Origin of the sequence: Aquipluma nitroreducens (genome assembly GCF_009689585.1) — a bacterium.
Lineage (GTDB): Bacteria > Bacteroidota > Bacteroidia > Bacteroidales > Prolixibacteraceae > Aquipluma > Aquipluma nitroreducens.
In genome coordinates, this window is sequence record NZ_AP018694.1 from 3,161,965 (window position 1) to 3,180,913 (window position 18,949).

The window sequence follows — 18,949 nt, forward strand, 5'->3', positions numbered from 1 at the left end:
TCAGAAGATGAACAAGGCAAGTAAATACAATAACCGAGAGATTAGCTGGCTTTCGTTTAATGCCCGGGTACTTCAGGAAGCCGAGGATCCCACGGTGCCATTGTTTGAGCGAGTCAGGTTTCTGGGTATTTTTTCAAACAACCTTGACGAGTTTTTCAGAGTAAGGGTTGCTGCAGTTCGCCGAATGCTCGAATATGGAAAAGACGACGAAACTCTTCTGGGCAATTACACTGCTGATGAATTGTACGATAAAATTCAGGAAACAGTAGTTCAGCAACAGCAAAAGGCACAGGAAATTTACAGGAAAATTTGGGCTGAAATGGCCAATGAAAATATTTTCATGCTCGATGAAAAGCAATTGACACACGAGCAGGGCGTATATGTCCGGAAATATTTTAACACCAAAGTACTGCCCAATATCGTCCCGATCATGCTGGGAAAATCTATGAAGTTCCCGTATTTGCGCGACAAATCTGTTTACCTGGCCGTCAAATTATCTGAAACAAATTCGCCCCAAAAGTTTGCTTATGCTTTGATTCGTGTTCCTTCCCGGTCTGTTTCCCGGTTTCTGGTTTTGCCTGAACAGGGAAATAAAAAGTACATCATTTTGGTTGACGACATCATTCGGTTTTGCCTGAATGATGTGTTTCCTATTTTTAGTTTCGACCATTTCGAAGCCTATACCATCAAAGTTACCCGCGACGCAGAGCTGGATATTGATGATGACATTTCAAAAAGTTTCATGGAAAAGATGGAACTCAGCCTGAAAAAGCGCAAAATTGGTATTCCGGTAAGGCTTATTTACGACCGTGAAATGCCTGACGATTTGCTCGAATTCATCATGAAAAAGATGAAACTCGATGGCGCTGAAAAAACCGTCGCAGGTGGGAGATATCACAACCATAAAGACTTTATGAATTTTCCGGAGATCGGGAAATCAAGACATTATTATCAAAGCTTTCCGCCGGTTCCTCACAAAGATTTGCCTCCTCATCAAAGTATATTGAAAAAACTTCGGCATAAGGATGTCTTGCTTCATTATCCTTACCAGAGTTTCTCGCATTTTATCGATTTACTGAGAGAGGCAGCCATCGATCCTAAAGTTCGTGAAATTGGTATAACCATTTATCGGGTTTCAGATACTTCCAAGGTTGTAAATGCTTTGCTGAATGCCATTCGGAATGGCAAAAAAGTGACTGTTGTTATTGAGTTGCAGGCTCGGTTTGACGAAGAAGCCAACATCTTTTGGTCCAATAAACTTCAGGAAGAAGGCGCGCAGGTAATCAATGGCATTCCAGGATTAAAAGTACATTGCAAACTGGCGTGGATTCAACGAAAAGAGAAAAATGGGCTTCGTAATTACGCCTACATTGGTACCGGAAATTTTCACGAGGGAACTGCCCGTGTATATGCCGATAAAGGTTTGATGACTGCTGATCATGAGATTGCCAACGACGTGGCTCACATGTTCGAATTTTTCAAACACACCTATAATCATTTTAACTATAACCAGATCATCATCAGTCCGTTTTCGATGCGAAATTTCTTTATCCATAAAATCGATCAGGAGATTGCTAACGCGAAAAAAGGAAAGATGGCCTATATGGTTCTGAAAATGAATAGTTTGATTGATCCCAGCATGATTGATAAGCTTTACGAGGCAAGTCAGGCAGGCGTGAAAATTCAACTGATCATCCGTGGAATATTTGGTTTGAAAACCGGCGATCCCGTACTAAGTAAAAACATCGAAGCCATTAGTATTGTCGATAAATACCTGGAGCATACCCGCGTTTTCCTTTTTGCCAACGGTGGAAAGGAAGATATATACATTTCATCAGCCGACTGGATGCCGCGAAACCTCGACCGGCGAATCGAAGTGGCCTGTCCGATCTATTCTCCTGAAATCAGGAACGAACTGAAAGAATTGCTTCGGATACAGCTTCGGGATAATACCAAAGCCCGTATTTTGGACAGTGCATTGAGCAATCGGTATAACAATCAAACGAACGGTCAACGTTATCGTGCCCAGGAAGATTATCATATTTACATCAAAAAAAGACATCAGAATCTCATGAAAATTTACCACAATCCACGTTGCTCGAAAAGCCGTGAAGGGCTTAAATACCTGGAAGAAAAAGGTTTTGAAATTGAAGTAATCGACTACATGAAAAATGGAATTACACCGAAAGAAATCAAGGAATTCCTAAGTAAATCAGGTCTTTTGGTTACCGATATAATCCGGACCAACGAAGAATTTTATAAACTAAATTATAAGGGAAAAGAAATTAGCGATGATGAATGGATTCAGATTCTGGTTGAAAATCCCAGACTGATTCAACGTCCATTGGTTATCAAAGGAACGCACGCTGTTATTGCCCGTCCGGTCGAAGAAATCCTGAAATTGATTTGATCAAATCAATTTTGCCTGAAGCTCTTTGATCTCTTTTTGGAGTTCAGCTTTCATTTTCAAAGCATTTGATAAGTTGAGGGCATCTTTTATCGCCTGTTTATCGCCTGCTTCAAGAACGATGAAAAACTGGCGTTTCCCCAGAAAAACAGCCTTGAGGTTTCGGTCAGCATTATCGGCAATAAACTGGATAACTCCGTTGTCTTTGCCATTCATGTAACTCACTTTTTCCCAATGTGTGTTCATAAACTCGCTGTGGTGATTGTTCGGATCATCCAATGACACTGAATCTGTTTTCGCCTGGAAAATGCCGTCGTAAACTCTTATACCCATATGATTCAGCCACTCAGCTCCATAATAATTGCTTGATATATACAATTCGCCTCTTTCGTCGAGGTGAAGCTGGATAAACGATTGATCCCACCGGCGTTCAAATTTTTGCGATTTATGGATGTATTGGGTAAACCGGTCAAATTCTGTTTTTTCCTTGTCAAATAATTTCTCAAGTTCATTGATTCGGCTACTTACTTTGTCGAATTGATCCTGCTTTCGGGACAATATTTCAGAATTTATTTTGTGGCTCATTTCCTTCGCTTTCGCTATCGATTCAATCGCTTCAGGAAACAAACTACTGACCGAATCTAATTGTTGCAAAGCGGTAATCGTATCTCCTTTTTCATAAACATTTACGGCCAAATTAAATCTTTCGGCAGCTCTTTCTTTGTTGGACTTTCCGCACGAGAAAAGCACCGCAAAGAATAAGATCACACCAACTATTTTAATGTTTTTCATTGTTTTCAATCTAAAAAATCAGTCATTTGTACCTCAAAGAAAAAGATATTCCGCGAACGATGGAAACAAATTCAATAGTTTTTTTCAACCACCAAAAATATACTGAGCTCTCGTGCAAGCCTGTAATTGCGGCCTGGCAAATCATTAATCCCGAAAATATAGGGAGTTTGATCAGGCTGGCCGATAATGTTGGAGCCGAAGATGTTTTTATTCTGGGTAGTGATTTTCATCTTAAAATGTCGTCGATTAAAAAGACGGGAGGACTCAGTCTTAACAATGTCCGGCTTATCTTTATTTCTCCGGAAGATTTTTTTAATCAGCTAAGTCCGGATTGGCAATTGATTGCCATCGAGACCAGTGAAGATTCGACCAACATCTTTACTACCAAACTTCCTGAAAAGATTATCATTCTGCTTGGGAATGAGAGAAACGGGCTTCCGGCTGAAATCCTTCAGAAATGTAAGATGAAAGTGCATATTCCCATGACTGGTAAATGCAAATCGATGAACGTTTCGCATGCCCTTTCAGTTGCTTTATTTGAGTGGCAAAGGCAGATGCTTTTCCAAAGGAGTAGTTAAATCATTCTAATTTTGGTTGAATAATTGACTTTTTAGTTATATTTAGCAGATAAATTCAAAACCAATGATCACCTTAACCCAACTCGAATATATCGTTGCTGTTGACACTTTTCGTCATTTTGGCAAGGCTGCCGAAAACTGTTTCATCACCCAGCCAACCTTGAGTATGCAGATTAAAAAGCTGGAAGAAGATCTGGAAGTCATTATTTTTGACCGGAGCAAACAACCGCTTATCCCAACAGACGTTGGCCGCCGGATCATCGATCAGGCCAGAGTTGCCTTGCAGGAGTCGCAGAAGATAAATACCATTATTAAAGATCATAAAAACCTGATTTCCGGAGAACTTAAGATTGGCATTATCCCAACATTGGCACCCTATCTGTTGCCTTTGTTTATTGGTAATTATAAGCGAAAATACCCTAACATTAACATCAAGGTCGAAGAGTTGACTACCTCCAACATTATCGATCGTTTAAACCGCGACTTAATCGACGTTGGAATTTTAGTCACACCGCTTCATGAAGAACGCATCAACGAAAAGCCGCTGTTTTATGAGGGAATGTTGCTGTATCTTCACGATGATCATCCGCTCGCCAATCAGTCAAACATCAAGCTTAAAGACATTGCTACTCCTGAAATCTGGCTTTTAAGCGACGGGCATTGTTTCCGTGATCAGGTGATTAATCTTTGTTCGTTCAAGGGAGCAGTTAATTCAGCTTTGCCTTTCCATTTCGAAGCAGGATCGCTTGAAACCATTATGAATATTATCGATAAGGAAGGCGGAATGACCATTATTCCTGAATTAGCGACTCTCGGAATGAGTGAAGCTCGTTTTGATCATGTCCGGACTTTTGTCGATGCCAATCCGCTAAGGGAAGTCAGTCTGGTTTTTTCGAGGCATTTTGCTAAATACAAACTAGTGGAACTGCTTTGGAAAGAGATTGTTGCCTCAATGCCCGAAAAACTTCTGCAAAAGAACCGTGGAACGATTGTTGAATGGCGATAAATTTTTTTTGCCGATTCGCTTGTTGTTTCAAAAAACTTAATTTCCTTTGCATCGCTAAAATAAAAAACGCCTATGGCTAAACGAAGCCAAAGGATTTTTAGCAAAAAACTCTGAAAAAATTTGGCGACTAAAAAAAATAGTCTATTTTTGCAGTCCCAAATCAGGGAATAAACAAGTTGGCCCGTTCGTCTAGGGGTTAGGACGCCAGGTTTTCATCCTGGTAGCAGGGGTTCGAATCCCCTACGGGCTACAAATAAATTTAACAATTTAGGAAACAAAAAGATGGCACATCATAAATCAGCAAAAAAGAGAATCAAGCAAGACGAAGTAAAAACTTTGCAGAATAAATACTACGCTAAAACTATGCGTAATGCTGTTAAAAAATTACGTCTTGAGACTAGCAAAGAAGTTGTTGCTGAAGCTCTACCAAAAGTTGTTTCGATGATTGACAAATTGGCTAAAAAGAATGTGATTCACAAAAACAAGGCTGCCAACTTGAAATCTTCATTGGTTTTACACCTGAACAAGATCTAAGGAAATTATTTTCAAGATATACAGAAACCGTCTTAGTTTTAAGACGGTTTTTTTGCATACAATAAACTCATATCTCCTATACATCACAAAAAAAGCCTCACAGTTTCCTGCAAGGCTTCAATTCAAAGTATAGAATGTTTAGCAATTACATTGATAGTTGCAATCGTGACATCGGCTGATTTCTCCGTTCAGACGTTTTTCAATCAGCTCATCGATGCGCTCACGCAATGGTTCAATCGAAATCTTCAGGATAACTTCGTGGGCAAAGGCATTCATCAGCATCATACGGGCATCTTTCTCGCCAATTCCCCGCGCACGAAGGAAAAACAAGGCTTCTTCATCAATCTGGCCAACAGTTGCTCCATGGCTGCATTTTACGTCGTCAGCATCAATGATTAACTGCGGTTTGGTTTGCATCCGGGCTTTATCCGACAGCAATACATTGTTGTTTCGCTGGAAAGCCACCGTTTGCTGTGCATCGCGTGCAACATGGATGCGGCCTGCAAAAGCGCCCGTCGATTCATCGTCGAGTATATTTTTGTAAATCTGATTGCTCAAACAGTTGGGGGAAGAGTGTTCGATCACGGTGAAATTATCGACGTGCTGCTTCTTATCAGTAAACGAAATGCCGTTTACATTCGCTTCTGCATGTTCGCCATTGAACGTTACTTTCAGGTTATTCCTGATTAATCCTCCATGTAGGCTGACCGTGCCGGTAACCAGATTCGAATTGCGTTCTTGTTTGTAAAAAGCTGAATTTATAGAAGTCGACTGGTTGTGATGATTTTGGATGGTGTAAACATCAACCATGGCATCTTCGCCAACAAAAATTTCAGAAACAGTATTGAAAAGAAACGAAGTTGAAGTTAACGTGTGATCACAAACCAGCAATTTAACCTGACTGGCGGCTTCGGCAATAACCAGATTGCGCTGCGTAGCCATCAGATTTTCGTCGGAACTCAGTAAGTTGATGATCTGAATCGGCTTTTCGATGACAACTCCTTTCGGAACAAACAGAAAAAAGCCATCTTTTGCAAAGGCCGTGTTCAGCGCAACAAAAGGATCATTTGACAATCCAGCCTGACGGTTCAGGTGATTTTGAAGCAACTCAGGCTTATCGTTGGCAATTTGTTCCAGACCTCCAAGTACAACTCCATTCGGGAGTTCAGCTCTTGGATTGTTGCCACTGTAAAACCAGCCATTCACCAGAAAAACCAAATGCGTATCCAGTTGTGGAATATTGCATTTGAAGACTTCATTCAGGTTAATTAAGCCTGATTCACGCACCAATTCCTGACGATACGATTTTTCAAAAGCAGGCTTCAGATTGGTGTATTTATAGTCTTCGTTCTTGAAATCGGGTATTCCGGCTTGGGCAAAACGCTTAAACGACACCTCGCGCATCCTGTTAAGGATGGGTGAAGAGCCCTGATTCAGTTTTTCCCTGCTTTGCTCGAACAGAGAAGCCAGCTGATCCGTTTGCGATATTTTTTCAGAAATAATACTCATAATTGTTATTCGTTCCCGTTCTTAATCCAGTCGTAACCTTTTTCTTCCAGTTCGAAAGCTAATTCTTTTCCACCCGATTTTACAATTCGGCCCTTGTACAAAACATGTACAAAGTCAGGCACGATGTAATCGAGCAAACGCTGGTAGTGTGTTACAACGATGGTTGCATTTTCAGGCGTTTTCAAGGCATTGACACCTTCGGCTACAACACGAAGCGCATCAATGTCGAGTCCTGAATCGGTTTCGTCCAAAATAGCGAGCTTAGGTTCAAGCATGGCCATCTGGAATATTTCGTTTTTCTTTTTTTCTCCTCCTGAAAAACCTTCGTTCACAGAGCGGTTGGTCAGTTCAGTATCCAAATGAAGCATATCTTTTTTTGCACGCATCAGTTTCAGAAATTCACCGGCTGTCAGCGGCTCCAAACCCTTGAATTTGCGATGTTCATTAACTGAGGCTTTCAGGAAATTGATCATCGGGACACCCGGAATCTCAACAGGATACTGAAAACTCAGGAATAATCCACTGCGTGAACGAATTTCCGGCGACAGTTCAAGTAAATCCTGTCCCAGGAAAGTGACTTCACCTCCAAGAACTTCGTAGTCTGATTTCCCGGCCAGAATATTGGCTAATGTACTTTTCCCGGAGCCATTTGGACCCATGATGGCATGTACCTCGCCAGCTTTTATTTCCAGATTGATCCCTTTCAGGATTTCTTTGCCCTCAACCGAGGCGCGTAAATTTTTTATTGATAGCATTCTATAACAGTTTCAAGATTATTATTCCAAATTTCAAGTCTTGAGTGGCGAATCTCGAATCTTGAATAAAAACACTCATCATTCGAGATTCATTCACCATTCGGGATTCTAACATTCTAATATTCCCCTTATCCTACGCTGCCTTCCAGGCTAATCGCCAGCAATTTTTGCGCTTCAACGGCAAATTCCATTGGCAGTTTATTCAGCACTTCACGAGCATAACCGTTTACGATCATTCCAATGGCGTCTTCAGTTGAAATGCCGCGCTGGTTACAGTAAAAAATCTGGTCTTCACCAATTTTCGAGGTGGTTGCTTCGTGTTCCACAATCGACGACTTGTTACCCACTTCGATGTACGGGAAAGTATGTGCGCCACAGGTTGAACCCAGCAAAAGAGAGTCGCACTGTGAATAATTGCGGGCATTTATTGCTCCCGGCATCACTTTGACTAAACCACGATACGAGTTATCGCTTTTCCCTGCCGAAATACCTTTAGAAACGATGGTGCTTTTGGTGTTTTTGCCAATGTGAATCATTTTGGTTCCAGTGTCGGCCTGCTGATGGTGATTGGTCAATGCCACAGAGTTGAATTCGCCCACCGAATTGTCGCCAATCAACACACAACTTGGATATTTCCAGGTGATTGCCGATCCAGTTTCAACTTGTGTCCAGCTAATTTTAGACGATTCGCCACGACAAATGCCGCGCTTGGTTACAAAGTTGTAAATTCCGCCAATACCGTTTTTATCGCCCGGATACCAGTTCTGAACCGTCGAGTATTTCACTTCAGCACGATCCATTGCAATAATCTCGACAACTGCTGCATGTAACTGATTTTCGTCGCGCATCGGGGCTGTACAGCCTTCGAGATAACTGACGTAGGTATCGTCTTCTGCAATGATCAAAGTGCGTTCAAACTGTCCTGACCCGGCAGTATTTATTCTGAAATAGGTTGAAAGTTCCATCGGGCAGCGAACTCCTTTGGGGATGTAACAAAACGACCCATCGGAAAATACAGCCGAATTTAGTGCTGCAAAGAAATTATCAGTTGGTGGAACCGACATTCCAAGGTATTTTTTTACCAATTCAGGATGCTCTAATACTGCCTCGCTGAACGAACAAAAAATAATGCCCTTTTCGGCCAACACTTTTTTGAAGGTAGTTGTCACCGAAACGCTGTCCATGACCACGTCAACTGCCACTCCGGCCAGATGTTTCTGTTCCTCAATTGGAATTCCTAGTTTTTTAAAAGTTTCGAGCAATTCTGGATCGACCTCATCCAGACTTGCATATTTTGCCTGATTCCGGGGGGCTGCATAATAGATCGTTTCCTGAAAATCGATGGGCGGAATATTCAAATGTGCCCATTCCGGAGCTTTCATCTTCAGCCATGCATGGTAGGCTTTCAGCCTGAATTCGAGCATGAATTCGGGTTCGTTTTTCTTAGCCGAAATCAGCCTTACCACATCCTCGCTCAACCCTTTCGGAATAACATCGGTGTCAATATCGGTTACAAAACCGTATTCGTATTCCTTGGTTGTTATATCGTTTAATAATTTATCCTGATTTTCCATGTTCCACAGTTTTCTTTCGCTTCTGATTACAGCCTTAGTAACAATCTTGAAACCCGACTGTTTAAAATTAATTGCAAAGATAAGGAAGTAAAGCTATTTTTGCCGAATCTTCGAAGGTAATTAATACCTTCAGGTCTTAATTTTAACACGAAAGAAACAATGAAGCAGACACCGCTTTCTGAACTTGGAGAGTTTGGATTAATTACCCGCCTGACCGAAAAAATACAAATAAAGAATGAAAGTACGCTTACCGGAGTTGGCGACGACGCTGCGGTTTTAAGTTTTCCGGATAAAAAAATAGTGATTACCACCGATCTTTTAACCGAAGGAATTCATTTTAATCTGATGTATGTTCCGCTGAAACATCTGGGCTACAAAGCAGTGGTAGTCAATCTGTCGGATGTGTTTGCCATGAATGCAACTCCGCGCCAGATTACGGTTTCGATCGCTATTTCATCGAAATTTTCGCTGGAAGCTATAGAGGAATTGTATTCAGGAATTCACCTGGCCTGCGAAAAATACGGTGTTGACCTGATTGGCGGCGACACCACCAGTTCACTCACCGGATTGACAATCAGCGTAACGGCTATCGGCGAAGCCAATGAGGATGAACTGGTTTACCGAAGTGGTGCAAAATCGGGCGATCTGGTTTGTGTGTCGGGCGATTTGGGAGGCGCCTACATGGGGCTTCAATTGTTGGAACGCGAAAACGAAGTGTTCAAAGTGAATCCCAATCAGCAACCTCAGTTTGAAGGGTATGACTATATTCTGGAACGACAATTAAAACCTGAAGCGCGCGGTGATATTAAGGAATTGCTGAAAACACTTGATATAAAGCCGACTTCGATGATCGACATTTCGGATGGACTTTCGTCGGAAGTGTTGCATTTATGTAAAGCTTCGAAGGTAGGTTGCAATATTTATGAAGAAAAAATGCCATTAGATAAGCAAACCAAAGATTTTGCAGAGGAATTAAGCATCAATCCGTTGGTGGCTGCGCTTAACGGAGGTGAAGATTACGAATTGCTATTCACCGTTCCAATTGCAAGCTACGATTTGATCAAAAAAGAATTTGACATTACCATCATCGGCCACATTACTTCGGAAAATGAAGGAGCCAATCTGGTTACTACCGGAGGCTCAATTATTCCGCTTCAGGCGCAAGGCTGGAATCCGCTGAAGGATTAGGAAACTGTCATTAGTCACTAGAAAATTTGGCCTCCCTTTTTTCTAATGACTAATGACCATTTTCATTATTAAGTTCTGGTTTTTGGGGCTTTGAGTAAACTTACCAAAATAGTAGCCAGAATAAGGAATACGCCTGCAACAAGGTATCCATTGCTATACGAACCGGTTTTGTCAGCTACCATTCCACCCAACATTGGGCCAACAACTCCTGCAATACCCCATCCGGTAAAAATCATTCCATAATTTACACCCAGATTTTTCATCCCGAAATATTCGGCAGTGGTAGTTGGAAACAAAGAAAATACTGCTCCGTATGAAATTCCGGCAATGGCAGAACCAACAACCAGCATCGGAATTGAAGTGTAGAAAGCGAACAGGAACATATTTACTGCCTGAATCATGAATACAATCATCATAGCGCGGGTACGCCCAACTTTATCTGACAAAGCTCCTGCTCCCAAACGTCCAATCGCATTAAAAATAGAAAGAATGACTACCAGCATAAATCCGGCAGTTTTCCAGTCGGCCTGTGCAACGGCTATGCTTGGTAAGTGTGCAATCAACATCAATCCGGCAGTTGCAGCAAGCAAATACATCACCCATAACAAATAAAACTGGGGAGTTTTAGCCACTTCGCTCCAGGTATAATCATTCCCTTTTTGCGTCGATGCTGCTTGTTTGGCTGAAGCTTTTGGTGCCTGATCTTCCGTAGGATCAGCCAAAAACATGGATAAAACAGAGACAACTGCAATGGCAAAAACACCAAGAATAATGAATGTGTTGCTTATTCCGTAAGCTTTTAGAAGTGTGGAGGTAATGGGTGTCATATAAACGGGAGAAAGTCCCACTCCCGAAACCACAATTCCGGCAATTAAACCTTTCTTCGATGAGTCGAACCATTTCATGGCGCAAGGTGTCGCCGCCGAATATCCGAGGCCGATTCCTATGGAGCCAATTACTCCAAAAGTAAAAACCATTGTCATTAAGCTGGTGGCAAAGCCTGAAAGAATGAGTCCGCCTCCCAGCATAATCCCGCCAAAGATGGTGACTAGTTTGGGGCCGAATTTATCCTGTGCCCTTCCGGCAAAAATCATAGTAAATGCAAAGACGGCTGCTGAAACGGTGAAAGGAAGCGCAGCGTCGGTGTTGGTCCAGTGCCAGTCGCTTACAAGGGCTTTTTTAATGACTCCCCACGAGTACAGCGTTCCCATGATCAGGTTTATGCCCAAGGCGGCAAAGGTGATGATCCACCCGCGGTTGTTAGTTGTTTTGTTCATTTTTTTGAGAGGTTTTTGGGTTCTTAAAATAATGGATAATAATTTGGATTTACTAATTGGCGATGCAGAAAAGTTAAATTTGAAATTAAAATAGCTCGATTAATAATCATTCGGTGGTAAAAGTCTATTTCTGCTTTAAATCTAGTTTATTGCTTCATCCGGCAATCTAAATTATTCTATCGAATTTAGTTCTGGGCAGTGGTTTTGTTTTCGCAAATACTAAAGAACATGTAATTTTTTGATTGCATTACCCCATTTATTACCCCTCGTTTTATACGTACAATGCTTTCTTTGTTGTAACTTAATCAAGTCAAACGCATTCAACTAAATCATATGATATGACAGAAAAAACAAACAATCGCCGCGATTTCCTGAAGAAATCGTTGGTAGCGGCTGCCGCGATTACAATTATCCCGCGGCGCGTCTTGGGTGGAAATGGCTTTCTTGCTCCAAGTGATCAGTTAACCAAAGCCATTATCGGAGTTGGCGGAATGGGACAGGGGCATATCGTTTACGAAGGCACCAGACTATTGGCCATTTGCGATGTGGATAAAAACCATTTAAGCAGTACCCTTCAAAAAGTTGGTTCTGAAGTGAAAGGATATTCCGATTTTCGTGAATTATTGCTTCGTCCGGATATTGACATTGTACACATCGCCACACCTCCTCACTGGCACGGAATTATGTCGGTAATGGCAGCCGAGGCAGGGAAAGACGTTTGGTGCGAAAAACCCATGACCCGGACCATTGGCGAAGGTAAGCGGGTAATGGAAGCGATCAACGCAACGGGTAAAATGTTCAGGCTAAATACCTGGTTCAGGTTTAAAGACAATTTCTACGGATTGAATACTCCGGTGAAACCGCTGAAAAAAGTAGTTGAAAGCGGAGTTTTAGGTTGGCCTTTGAAAGTAACAATCAGTGGAGTGACCGGCTTCGACTGGAAATTCTACTGGGTTGGAAAGACAAATCTGTCACCACAGCCTGTTCCTGAAGTACTCGATTACAACATGTGGTTGGGGCCAGCTCCCGAAAAACCATATAATGTACACCGCATACACCAGACATTCCGCGGATATTGGGATTACGATGGAGGCGGATTGGGCGATATGGGTCAGCATTACATCGATCCGGTTCAGTACTTTTTAGGAAAAGACAATACCAGCCCGGTAAAAGTGGAAGTGGATGCCCCTCAACAGCATTACGATGCCATTGGTACCTGGCGCAAAATAACTTATACTTATGCCGATGGTTGCCAGATTATTCTGGACGGTGAAAACAAAGACCAGAATGCAGCTTACATTGAAGGGCCAAACGGGAAAATATTCAAAGGCTTCAAGTCGGACATTCCGAATTTGAATGCCTTGATAGACACGCTTCCGGAGCCTGCACCTCAGATTAGCACTTTCAGCGAATCGGTTCGTACCCGACATAAATTTGCCTTGAACGAAGAAAATGGTTTCCGCTCGGCTACCATTGTAAATTTGGGAGTCATCGCATTGCGCTTGGGCCGCACACTCAACTTCGATCCGGAAACGCTGACCTTTGTCAACGATGATGAAGCGAACAGGTTAATTAATCAACCAATGCGCGGAGAATGGAGGATATAGGGAATAGCCTCCCCCAACCCCCTCCAAAGGAGGGGACCTAAAAAGGCAAAAGTTCTTAGAGAACGTGAAATTAATAAATAACAGGCTTTTTCTGAAGCCTCACCCTTAGGGGGAGGTTTGGAGGGGGCTCAAAAGACAGATCGAATGAAAAACATTACAAAGAATATATTGACCATTTTTCTGGCTCTTTTCCTGACGGCTCCAACGTTTGCTCAGGATAATCGTCGCCTTGAAACCAAAGTTGCCGATGTTTTGGCACAGTTTCCGGCACAAAACGGAGAACATTCGGCGAAATTAATGCTCCAGATCATCGGAACCGGAGCTCCCGGAATCTCTAAATTTTGCGACATGATCGTTCCTCCTGGAACGGGCAACGACACTCAGGCTCGTTTTGCATTGGAGAGCCTTGCCCAGTATGCCGGGGCGCAAAATCGCGAAGCCGACCGGAGGCTGGTGGAAGGTTCAATCCTTGAAGCATTGCAAAAAGCAACTGACAAGGAAGTAAAAGCCTTTTTCATCCGCCGCCTGCAATATTGTGGAGGCGCTGAAACTGTTGCTGCAATGGAAACTTACCTGAATTCGGCTGATTTGTACGAACCGGCCTTGGCTGTATTGTTTAGCATTGGTAGCGCCGATGCCGGAAAAGTAATCCTGAAAAATGCACAGGGTAAAAAAGACCAGCAATTACTTTCGATGGTAAAGGTGTTGGGTCAGTTAAAGTATCAACCTGCCGAAAGTTTCCTGATCGACCTCACCAAAACGGTCAAAGTTGCTTTGCTGAAACATGTTTATGCGTCACTTGCTGAAATCGGAGGGAAAGCTTCGCTTCCGACTTTCGAAGCTGCTGCAAAAGCCGCCAAGTACCAATACGATTACGCTGAAACGATGGTCGCTTACCTTCAATATGCCAATCGTTTGGCTCAACAGGGTGAAACAAAACTCAGCAACCAGTTAGGTGAAACTGTACTGAAAAACTGTACGACCGACAATCAGTTGGTTTACCGTTCATCGGCGCTGACTATTCCAGGTTTTGGCTCGAATGCCTTGTTCCTGAAAGAGATTCAGAATAAAAATAAAGCTTATCGCAATGCCGTTCTGACGAATGCTGCCAATCAATTGAAAAGTGAAACCGTTGGATCATGGATTGCCGCGATGAAAAAAGCGCCAGCCGAAACTCAGGCCGAAATCATTCATTTCTTAGCCAATCGTCCGGAACCTGAAGTTTTGCAAAAAGCGATTCTTCCAGCTTTGTCATCAGAAAATGAGGCAATCCGGGTTGAAGCAATTAGCTCATTGGCTACCAATCAAAAAACCAAAGCAGTACCGGTTTTGCTCGAACAACTGAAGAAAGCTAAAAGCGCCAATGAGTTTGCCGAGATTGAAAAAGCCTTGCTAAATACCTGTTCTATTAAAGAAACAGAATTGCTTTCAGCACAGCTCAATAGCGCGGGCAACGAAAGTAAAGTGGTTTTAATTCATGTTTTGGGCGCTCGCCGCGCAACCGAAACTTTTGGGGCCATGATGAAACTTTGTCAATCAGAAAATGCAGATGTCAAAGATGCCGTTTTTGCCGCCTTGGCAAATGTTTCGAAAGTTGATAATGCTGCTGAATTAATCTCAACACTAAAGAAAACAACTGATAAAAAATCGATAGAAAATATACAGGCTGCTTTAATTGCTATTTATTCAGGAACAACAAAACCTGATACGAAACTGGTGCTGGATGAGATCCAGAAAGGAGAACAAACCGAAAAGTTTATTCCTGTTTTGTCGTCGCTTAACGATCCGAAAGCACTGAAAATGGTTGCAGGATTGCTGAAAACAGGTAGCCCGGCTGAGCGCGAGGCTGCATTTACATCGCTTTCAAACTGGACTGACCCTAAAGCTGCACCATATTTATTTGCAGTTTTTACCAATCCTGAAATGAAATCATTCAGGAGCAAAGCTTTGAAATCGTATCTGCGGATTACCCTTGAATCCAGTTTGCCCGCCGACGAAAAACTGTTGATGATTGAAAAACTGATGCCCGAATGCACCACTACTCCTGAAAAAGAATCGGTTATTCAGGCTACCCGAAATGTGAAAACGTTCCTGTCGCTGGTTTTCGTTTCATCTTATCTGGATGATCCGGAACTGAGTGATGTGGCAGCATCAACGGCAAAAGCGCTTGCATTGCCATCTTCAGGAAAGAAAAATGGACTTACCGGTGAATTTGTTGCCGACGTTTTGAAAAAAGTAATGGGTAAGATGGTTGGTCCCGACAGCCAATACGATGTGATCGACTTGCGCGAATACCTCGAAAAAATGCCCAAAGAAAAAGGTTTTGTGAGCATTTTCAACGGAAAGGATTTAAGTGGCTGGCATGGTCTGGTGAAGAATCCTGTTCTGCGCGCAAAAATGAAACCTGAAGAACTGGCCAAAGAACAAGTCGCAGCCGATGCCAAAATGTTAACCAACTGGTCGGTTAAAGATGGCTGTATTGTGTTTAACGGTGAAGGCGATAATTTGTGCACCACAAAAATGTATGGCGATTTTGAAATGATTGTTGATTGGAGAATCAGCAAGAACGGCGATAGTGGAATTTATCTGCGAGGCGCTCCTCAGGTTCAGATTTGGGATACTGCACGTGTTGATGTGGGCGCTCAGGTTGGTTCAGGCGGATTGTACAACAATCAGAAAAATCCAAGCAAACCGCTTGTTTTGGCCGACAATGCCATTGGCGACTGGAATACCTTCCGGATTAAAATGGTTGGCGAGCGCGTAACTGTTTACCTGAACGGCATTTTGGTGGTTGACAATGTGGTGATGGAAAATTACTGGGACCGCAGCATACCGATTTTCGCGAAAGATGCCATCGAATTACAAGCTCACGGAACAGATCTGGCCTTCCGGAATATTTTTGTGAAGGAACTTAACACCGAAGAAGCTCAGTTGAGCGATCAGGAAAAAGCCGAAGGATTTAAATTGTTGTTTAACGGTAAAAACCTTGACAATTGGCAGGGCGATAAAATTGATTACACTGCTGAAGATGGAATGATCGTTGTTAGCCCGAAAGAAGGCGGACACGGAAACATATACACCGATAAGGAATATTCTGACTTCATTTTCAGGATGGAATTTCAGTTGACTCCCGGTGCCAACAATGGTCTTGGCATTCATGCGCCGCTTGAGGGCGATGCCGCTTACGTAGGCAAAGAATTGCAGATTCTGGATAATACCGCCGAGATTTACAAAGACCTTCAGCCATACCAATATCACGGATCGGTTTACGGAATTATTCCGGCCAAACGGGGATTTTTAAAACCAGTGGGCGATTGGAATTACGAAGAAGTGATTGTGAAAGGCGACGACATTAAAATTACCCTGAATGGTACTGTAATCGTTGACGGAAACATGAAAGAAGCCAGCAAGAACGGCACGGCTGATCACAAAAATCACCCCGGATTGCTCCGCCACAAAGGTTATATCGGATTCCTCGGTCATGGTTCTGATCTGAAATTCAGGAATATCCGGATTAAAGAACTTTAGAAAATGGTCATTAGAATACAAATATTACGGGATGCGAGTTACGTGAGACCACAAAACCTGAAAAAGCTTCGGTCTTCGGTCTCCTGACTTCCAGCTCCCGACTTTAAATTGAAACCCAAACTAAGTAGATTTATAAGCCGGCGCCTTCTGTTTGCAAAAGCAGGAGGCGTTTTTTTTATGGATAAATTCCTTTTTTGGTATATCTTAGCTTGAAATTCAAAAACAAAATCCATGGCACAGCGAAATTTTAAACCACAGCATTCGGTGGCTGGCAAAAAATACAGCAAAACATCAGTGATAATGAGCAACGTGCTGCTTGCTGCCGGTTCGTTGATGATTGTTTTTTTGCTCGGTTATTTATTCTTCAACCTCGACAAATCCGATTTGCTGGTAAATTCTCTGATGCCTTTCTTTTTTGCAGGAATAGGCCTTATCATACTTAGCCAGTTGATTTGTCCGTTTCAGTTTAAGTCGCGTCGATAATTAAATTCAGTTCAACTTCTACTCAAAATATAGATGAAATAGCCATAAGAGCAAATGCTCATACAAACCGAAAATGTATAAATGGCTATTCCATGAGTACGTTATAATTTTCAACAAAGCAAAAACATTTTATACGAATGAAAAAATTATTACTGATTCTGGTAGTCCTGATTTTCCAAACTTTCCCGGGATCTTCGCAGCCTCTTTCTACTCCGGAAATCGATCAACTGGTGGAGCGGACGATGAAAACTTTTCATGTTCCCGGAATGGCAGTTGCTGTGATCAAAGATGGCAAAGTGGTTCACTCCAAAGGTTATGGGGTGAGTTCGATCAATACCGGTAAAAAAGTGGACGAGAATACCTTGTTTGGAATTGCATCGAACAGCAAAGCCTTTGCAGCCGCCACTTTGGCTATTTTAGTCGATGAGAAAAAAATCACTTGGAACGATAAAGTCATTCAATATATTCCTGAATTCAGGATGTATAATTCGTATGTTACCGAAGATTTTACGATTAAAGATTTGCTTACCCATCGCAGCGGATTGGGACTTGGCGCTGGCGACCTGATGATTTGGCCCGATTCGACCGACTTCACCATCAAAGATATTATTTACAACCTTCGGTTTTTGAAACAGACTTCCCCTTTCCGGACGAAATACGACTACGACAATCTGCTTTACATGGTCGCCGGAGAAGTGGTGACACGCGTTTCAGGAATGAGCTGGGAGCAATTTGTGGAAGAAAAGATCATGAAGCCGTTGGAAATGAGCCGGTCGGCAGCTTCGTTCAATCGACTGAAAGACAAAAGCAATGTCATCGATGGCCATTCGCTGGTCGATAAAAAGCTTCGTGTAACTCCGCGCGAAAGCATTAAACCGGGACAATGCTCTGCCGCTGGAATCTATTCGAGCATCTCCGACATGAGTAAATGGATGACTTGTCAACTCAATAATGGCAAATACGGTGCAAATCTGGATAAACAATTGTTCAGCGTTTCAACTCAAAACGAAATGTGGAGTCCGCAAACCATTGTGCCGTTCAAAAAAGACAAATACAACGGCCATTTTAGCGCTTACGGTTTAGGCTGGAGATTAACGGATGTGAAAGGAACGCAGCAGGTTTCTCATACCGGTGGGTTGGAGGGAATGGTTACTCAGGTCACTCTTTTGCCTGAAATGAAATTGGGAATCGTTGTCCTGACCAACCAGGAGTCGGGAGCTGCATTTACAGCGGTAACAAATGCGATTAAAGACAGTTATTTGGGCATTGCTCCTGAAGATTGGGTGCTTCGCTTCGATACATTGAACGCGAAATCGGAAAAGGAAGATGAGGAACTTTCGGCGAAAATTCAGGCAGAAATTGATAAAGCTCTTTTAGAGGCCGGGAAACAACCCGATGCCAATTTATTTGTTGGGGAATATGCCGACAATTGGCTTGGCAAAGTAACGATCTCGGAGCGGAATGGAAAACTTTGGTTTCAATCATCGCGCTCACCCCAATTGCGCGGGGCAATGAGTTTTTACAAGGGAAATACATTTGCAGTGAAATGGGTTAACCGAATTATGAAAGCGGATGCCTTTGTGCTGTTTAACCTCGATCAGGAAGGAAAACCTGCAGGATTTCGCATGAAAGCAATTTCGCCACTTACCGATTTTAGTTACGATTTTCAGGATTTGGATTTCCATAGATTAACCAATTGATTTTGGATTGA

Annotated in this window: 14 protein-coding genes and 1 tRNA gene; 10 read left to right on the forward strand and 5 right to left on the reverse strand. The window is 42.5% G+C overall.

Annotation, left to right across the window (positions count from 1 at the left end; translation table 11 throughout):
- Nucleotides 1–7 precede the first annotated feature (7 nt).
- A complete protein-coding gene (gene ppk1 / locus AQPE_RS13265; protein ID WP_318346983.1) occupies nt 8–2,410 on the forward strand; it encodes a polyphosphate kinase 1 in 2,403 nt (800 codons plus the stop codon).
- Here ppk1 and AQPE_RS13270 read toward each other — a convergent pair whose 3' ends face one another.
- Nucleotides 2,411–3,199 carry an outer membrane protein assembly factor BamD gene (locus tag AQPE_RS13270; protein WP_318346984.1) on the reverse strand — a complete coding sequence of 263 codons (789 nt, stop codon included), beginning with the start codon at nt 3,197–3,199 and terminating at the stop codon, nt 2,411–2,413. It lies immediately after the preceding gene.
- 26 nt (nt 3,200–3,225) lie between these two features.
- Between AQPE_RS13270 and AQPE_RS13275 the strand changes: the two genes are divergently transcribed.
- The 4 genes from AQPE_RS13275 to rpsT all read left to right on the forward strand — a co-directional run bounded on the left by AQPE_RS13275 (nt 3,226) and on the right by rpsT (nt 5,317).
- Nucleotides 3,226–3,777, forward strand: a complete 552-nt coding sequence (locus AQPE_RS13275; RefSeq protein WP_318346985.1) for a TrmH family RNA methyltransferase — start codon at nt 3,226–3,228, stop codon at nt 3,775–3,777.
- Between the two features lie 64 nt (nt 3,778–3,841).
- Entirely contained in the window at nt 3,842–4,783 is a 942-nt protein-coding gene (locus AQPE_RS13280; protein ID WP_318346986.1) for a hydrogen peroxide-inducible genes activator, read from the forward strand.
- 178 nt (nt 4,784–4,961) lie between these two features.
- Nucleotides 4,962–5,033, forward strand: a tRNA-Glu gene (locus tag AQPE_RS13285).
- 32 nt (nt 5,034–5,065) lie between these two features.
- Complete coding sequence (rpsT, locus tag AQPE_RS13290) at nt 5,066–5,317, forward strand: 30S ribosomal protein S20 (RefSeq protein WP_318346987.1); 252 nt, start codon at nt 5,066–5,068, stop codon at nt 5,315–5,317.
- A 138-nt stretch (nt 5,318–5,455) separates the two neighbouring features.
- Here rpsT and sufD read toward each other — a convergent pair whose 3' ends face one another.
- From sufD to sufB, 3 genes are all read right to left on the reverse strand, one after another.
- Nucleotides 5,456–6,826: a Fe-S cluster assembly protein SufD gene (gene sufD / locus AQPE_RS13295; RefSeq protein WP_318346988.1), complete on the reverse strand. Its 1,371-nt coding sequence runs from the start codon at nt 6,824–6,826 to the stop codon at nt 5,456–5,458.
- 5 nt (nt 6,827–6,831) lie between these two features.
- A complete protein-coding gene (gene sufC / locus AQPE_RS13300) occupies nt 6,832–7,581 on the reverse strand; it encodes a Fe-S cluster assembly ATPase SufC (protein ID WP_318346989.1) in 750 nt (249 codons plus the stop codon).
- A gap of 128 nt (nt 7,582–7,709) precedes the next feature.
- A complete protein-coding gene (sufB, locus tag AQPE_RS13305; RefSeq protein ID WP_318346990.1) occupies nt 7,710–9,155 on the reverse strand; it encodes a Fe-S cluster assembly protein SufB in 1,446 nt (481 codons plus the stop codon).
- Nucleotides 9,156–9,314: 159 nt separating this feature from the next.
- Here sufB and thiL point away from each other — a divergent pair, with 159 nt between their 5' ends.
- Complete coding sequence (gene thiL / locus AQPE_RS13310) at nt 9,315–10,343, forward strand: thiamine-phosphate kinase (protein WP_318346991.1); 1,029 nt, start codon at nt 9,315–9,317, stop codon at nt 10,341–10,343.
- 68 nt (nt 10,344–10,411) lie between these two features.
- On the opposite strand, the gene AQPE_RS13315 is transcribed toward thiL, so the two are convergent.
- Nucleotides 10,412–11,620, reverse strand: a complete 1,209-nt coding sequence (locus AQPE_RS13315; RefSeq protein ID WP_318346992.1) for an L-lactate MFS transporter — start codon at nt 11,618–11,620, stop codon at nt 10,412–10,414.
- 338 nt (nt 11,621–11,958) lie between these two features.
- Here AQPE_RS13315 and AQPE_RS13320 point away from each other — a divergent pair, with 338 nt between their 5' ends.
- The 4 genes from AQPE_RS13320 to AQPE_RS13335 all read left to right on the forward strand — a co-directional run bounded on the left by AQPE_RS13320 (nt 11,959) and on the right by AQPE_RS13335 (nt 18,938).
- Entirely contained in the window at nt 11,959–13,227 is a 1,269-nt protein-coding gene (locus AQPE_RS13320) for a Gfo/Idh/MocA family oxidoreductase (protein WP_318346993.1), read from the forward strand.
- Nucleotides 13,228–13,371: 144 nt separating this feature from the next.
- Nucleotides 13,372–16,755 carry a DUF1080 domain-containing protein gene (locus AQPE_RS13325; protein WP_318346994.1) on the forward strand — a complete coding sequence of 1,128 codons (3,384 nt, stop codon included), beginning with the start codon at nt 13,372–13,374 and terminating at the stop codon, nt 16,753–16,755.
- A gap of 231 nt (nt 16,756–16,986) precedes the next feature.
- Nucleotides 16,987–17,238 (forward strand): hypothetical protein, encoded by a 252-nt coding sequence (locus tag AQPE_RS13330; RefSeq protein WP_318346995.1) that lies wholly within the window; start codon nt 16,987–16,989, stop codon nt 17,236–17,238.
- Nucleotides 17,239–17,375: 137 nt separating this feature from the next.
- Nucleotides 17,376–18,938, forward strand: coding sequence for a serine hydrolase (locus AQPE_RS13335; RefSeq protein WP_318346996.1), 1,563 nt, complete (start codon nt 17,376–17,378; stop codon nt 18,936–18,938).
- Nucleotides 18,939–18,949: the final 11 nt, after the last annotated feature.

What these genes read in the sequence shown, in the direction of transcription:
- rpsT (WP_318346987.1), top strand. Translation starts at nt 5,066, where the DNA reads ATGGCACATCATAAATCAGCAAAAAAGAGAATCAAGCAAGACGAAGTA.
- ppk1 (WP_318346983.1), top strand. Translation starts at nt 8, where the DNA reads ATGAACAAGGCAAGTAAATACAATAACCGAGAGATTAGCTGGCTTTCG.
- sufC (WP_318346989.1), bottom strand. Translation starts at nt 7,581, where the DNA reads ATGCTATCAATAAAAAATTTACGCGCCTCGGTTGAGGGCAAAGAAATC.
- sufB (WP_318346990.1), bottom strand. Translation starts at nt 9,155, where the DNA reads ATGGAAAATCAGGATAAATTATTAAACGATATAACAACCAAGGAATAC.
- AQPE_RS13325 (WP_318346994.1), top strand. Translation starts at nt 13,372, where the DNA reads ATGAAAAACATTACAAAGAATATATTGACCATTTTTCTGGCTCTTTTC.
- AQPE_RS13270 (WP_318346984.1), bottom strand. Translation starts at nt 3,199, where the DNA reads ATGAAAAACATTAAAATAGTTGGTGTGATCTTATTCTTTGCGGTGCTT.
- AQPE_RS13320 (WP_318346993.1), top strand. Translation starts at nt 11,959, where the DNA reads ATGACAGAAAAAACAAACAATCGCCGCGATTTCCTGAAGAAATCGTTG.
- sufD (WP_318346988.1), bottom strand. Translation starts at nt 6,826, where the DNA reads ATGAGTATTATTTCTGAAAAAATATCGCAAACGGATCAGCTGGCTTCT.
- thiL (WP_318346991.1), top strand. Translation starts at nt 9,315, where the DNA reads ATGAAGCAGACACCGCTTTCTGAACTTGGAGAGTTTGGATTAATTACC.
- AQPE_RS13315 (WP_318346992.1), bottom strand. Translation starts at nt 11,620, where the DNA reads ATGAACAAAACAACTAACAACCGCGGGTGGATCATCACCTTTGCCGCC.
- AQPE_RS13280 (WP_318346986.1), top strand. Translation starts at nt 3,842, where the DNA reads ATGATCACCTTAACCCAACTCGAATATATCGTTGCTGTTGACACTTTT.
- AQPE_RS13330 (WP_318346995.1), top strand. Translation starts at nt 16,987, where the DNA reads ATGGCACAGCGAAATTTTAAACCACAGCATTCGGTGGCTGGCAAAAAA.
- AQPE_RS13335 (WP_318346996.1), top strand. Translation starts at nt 17,376, where the DNA reads ATGAAAAAATTATTACTGATTCTGGTAGTCCTGATTTTCCAAACTTTC.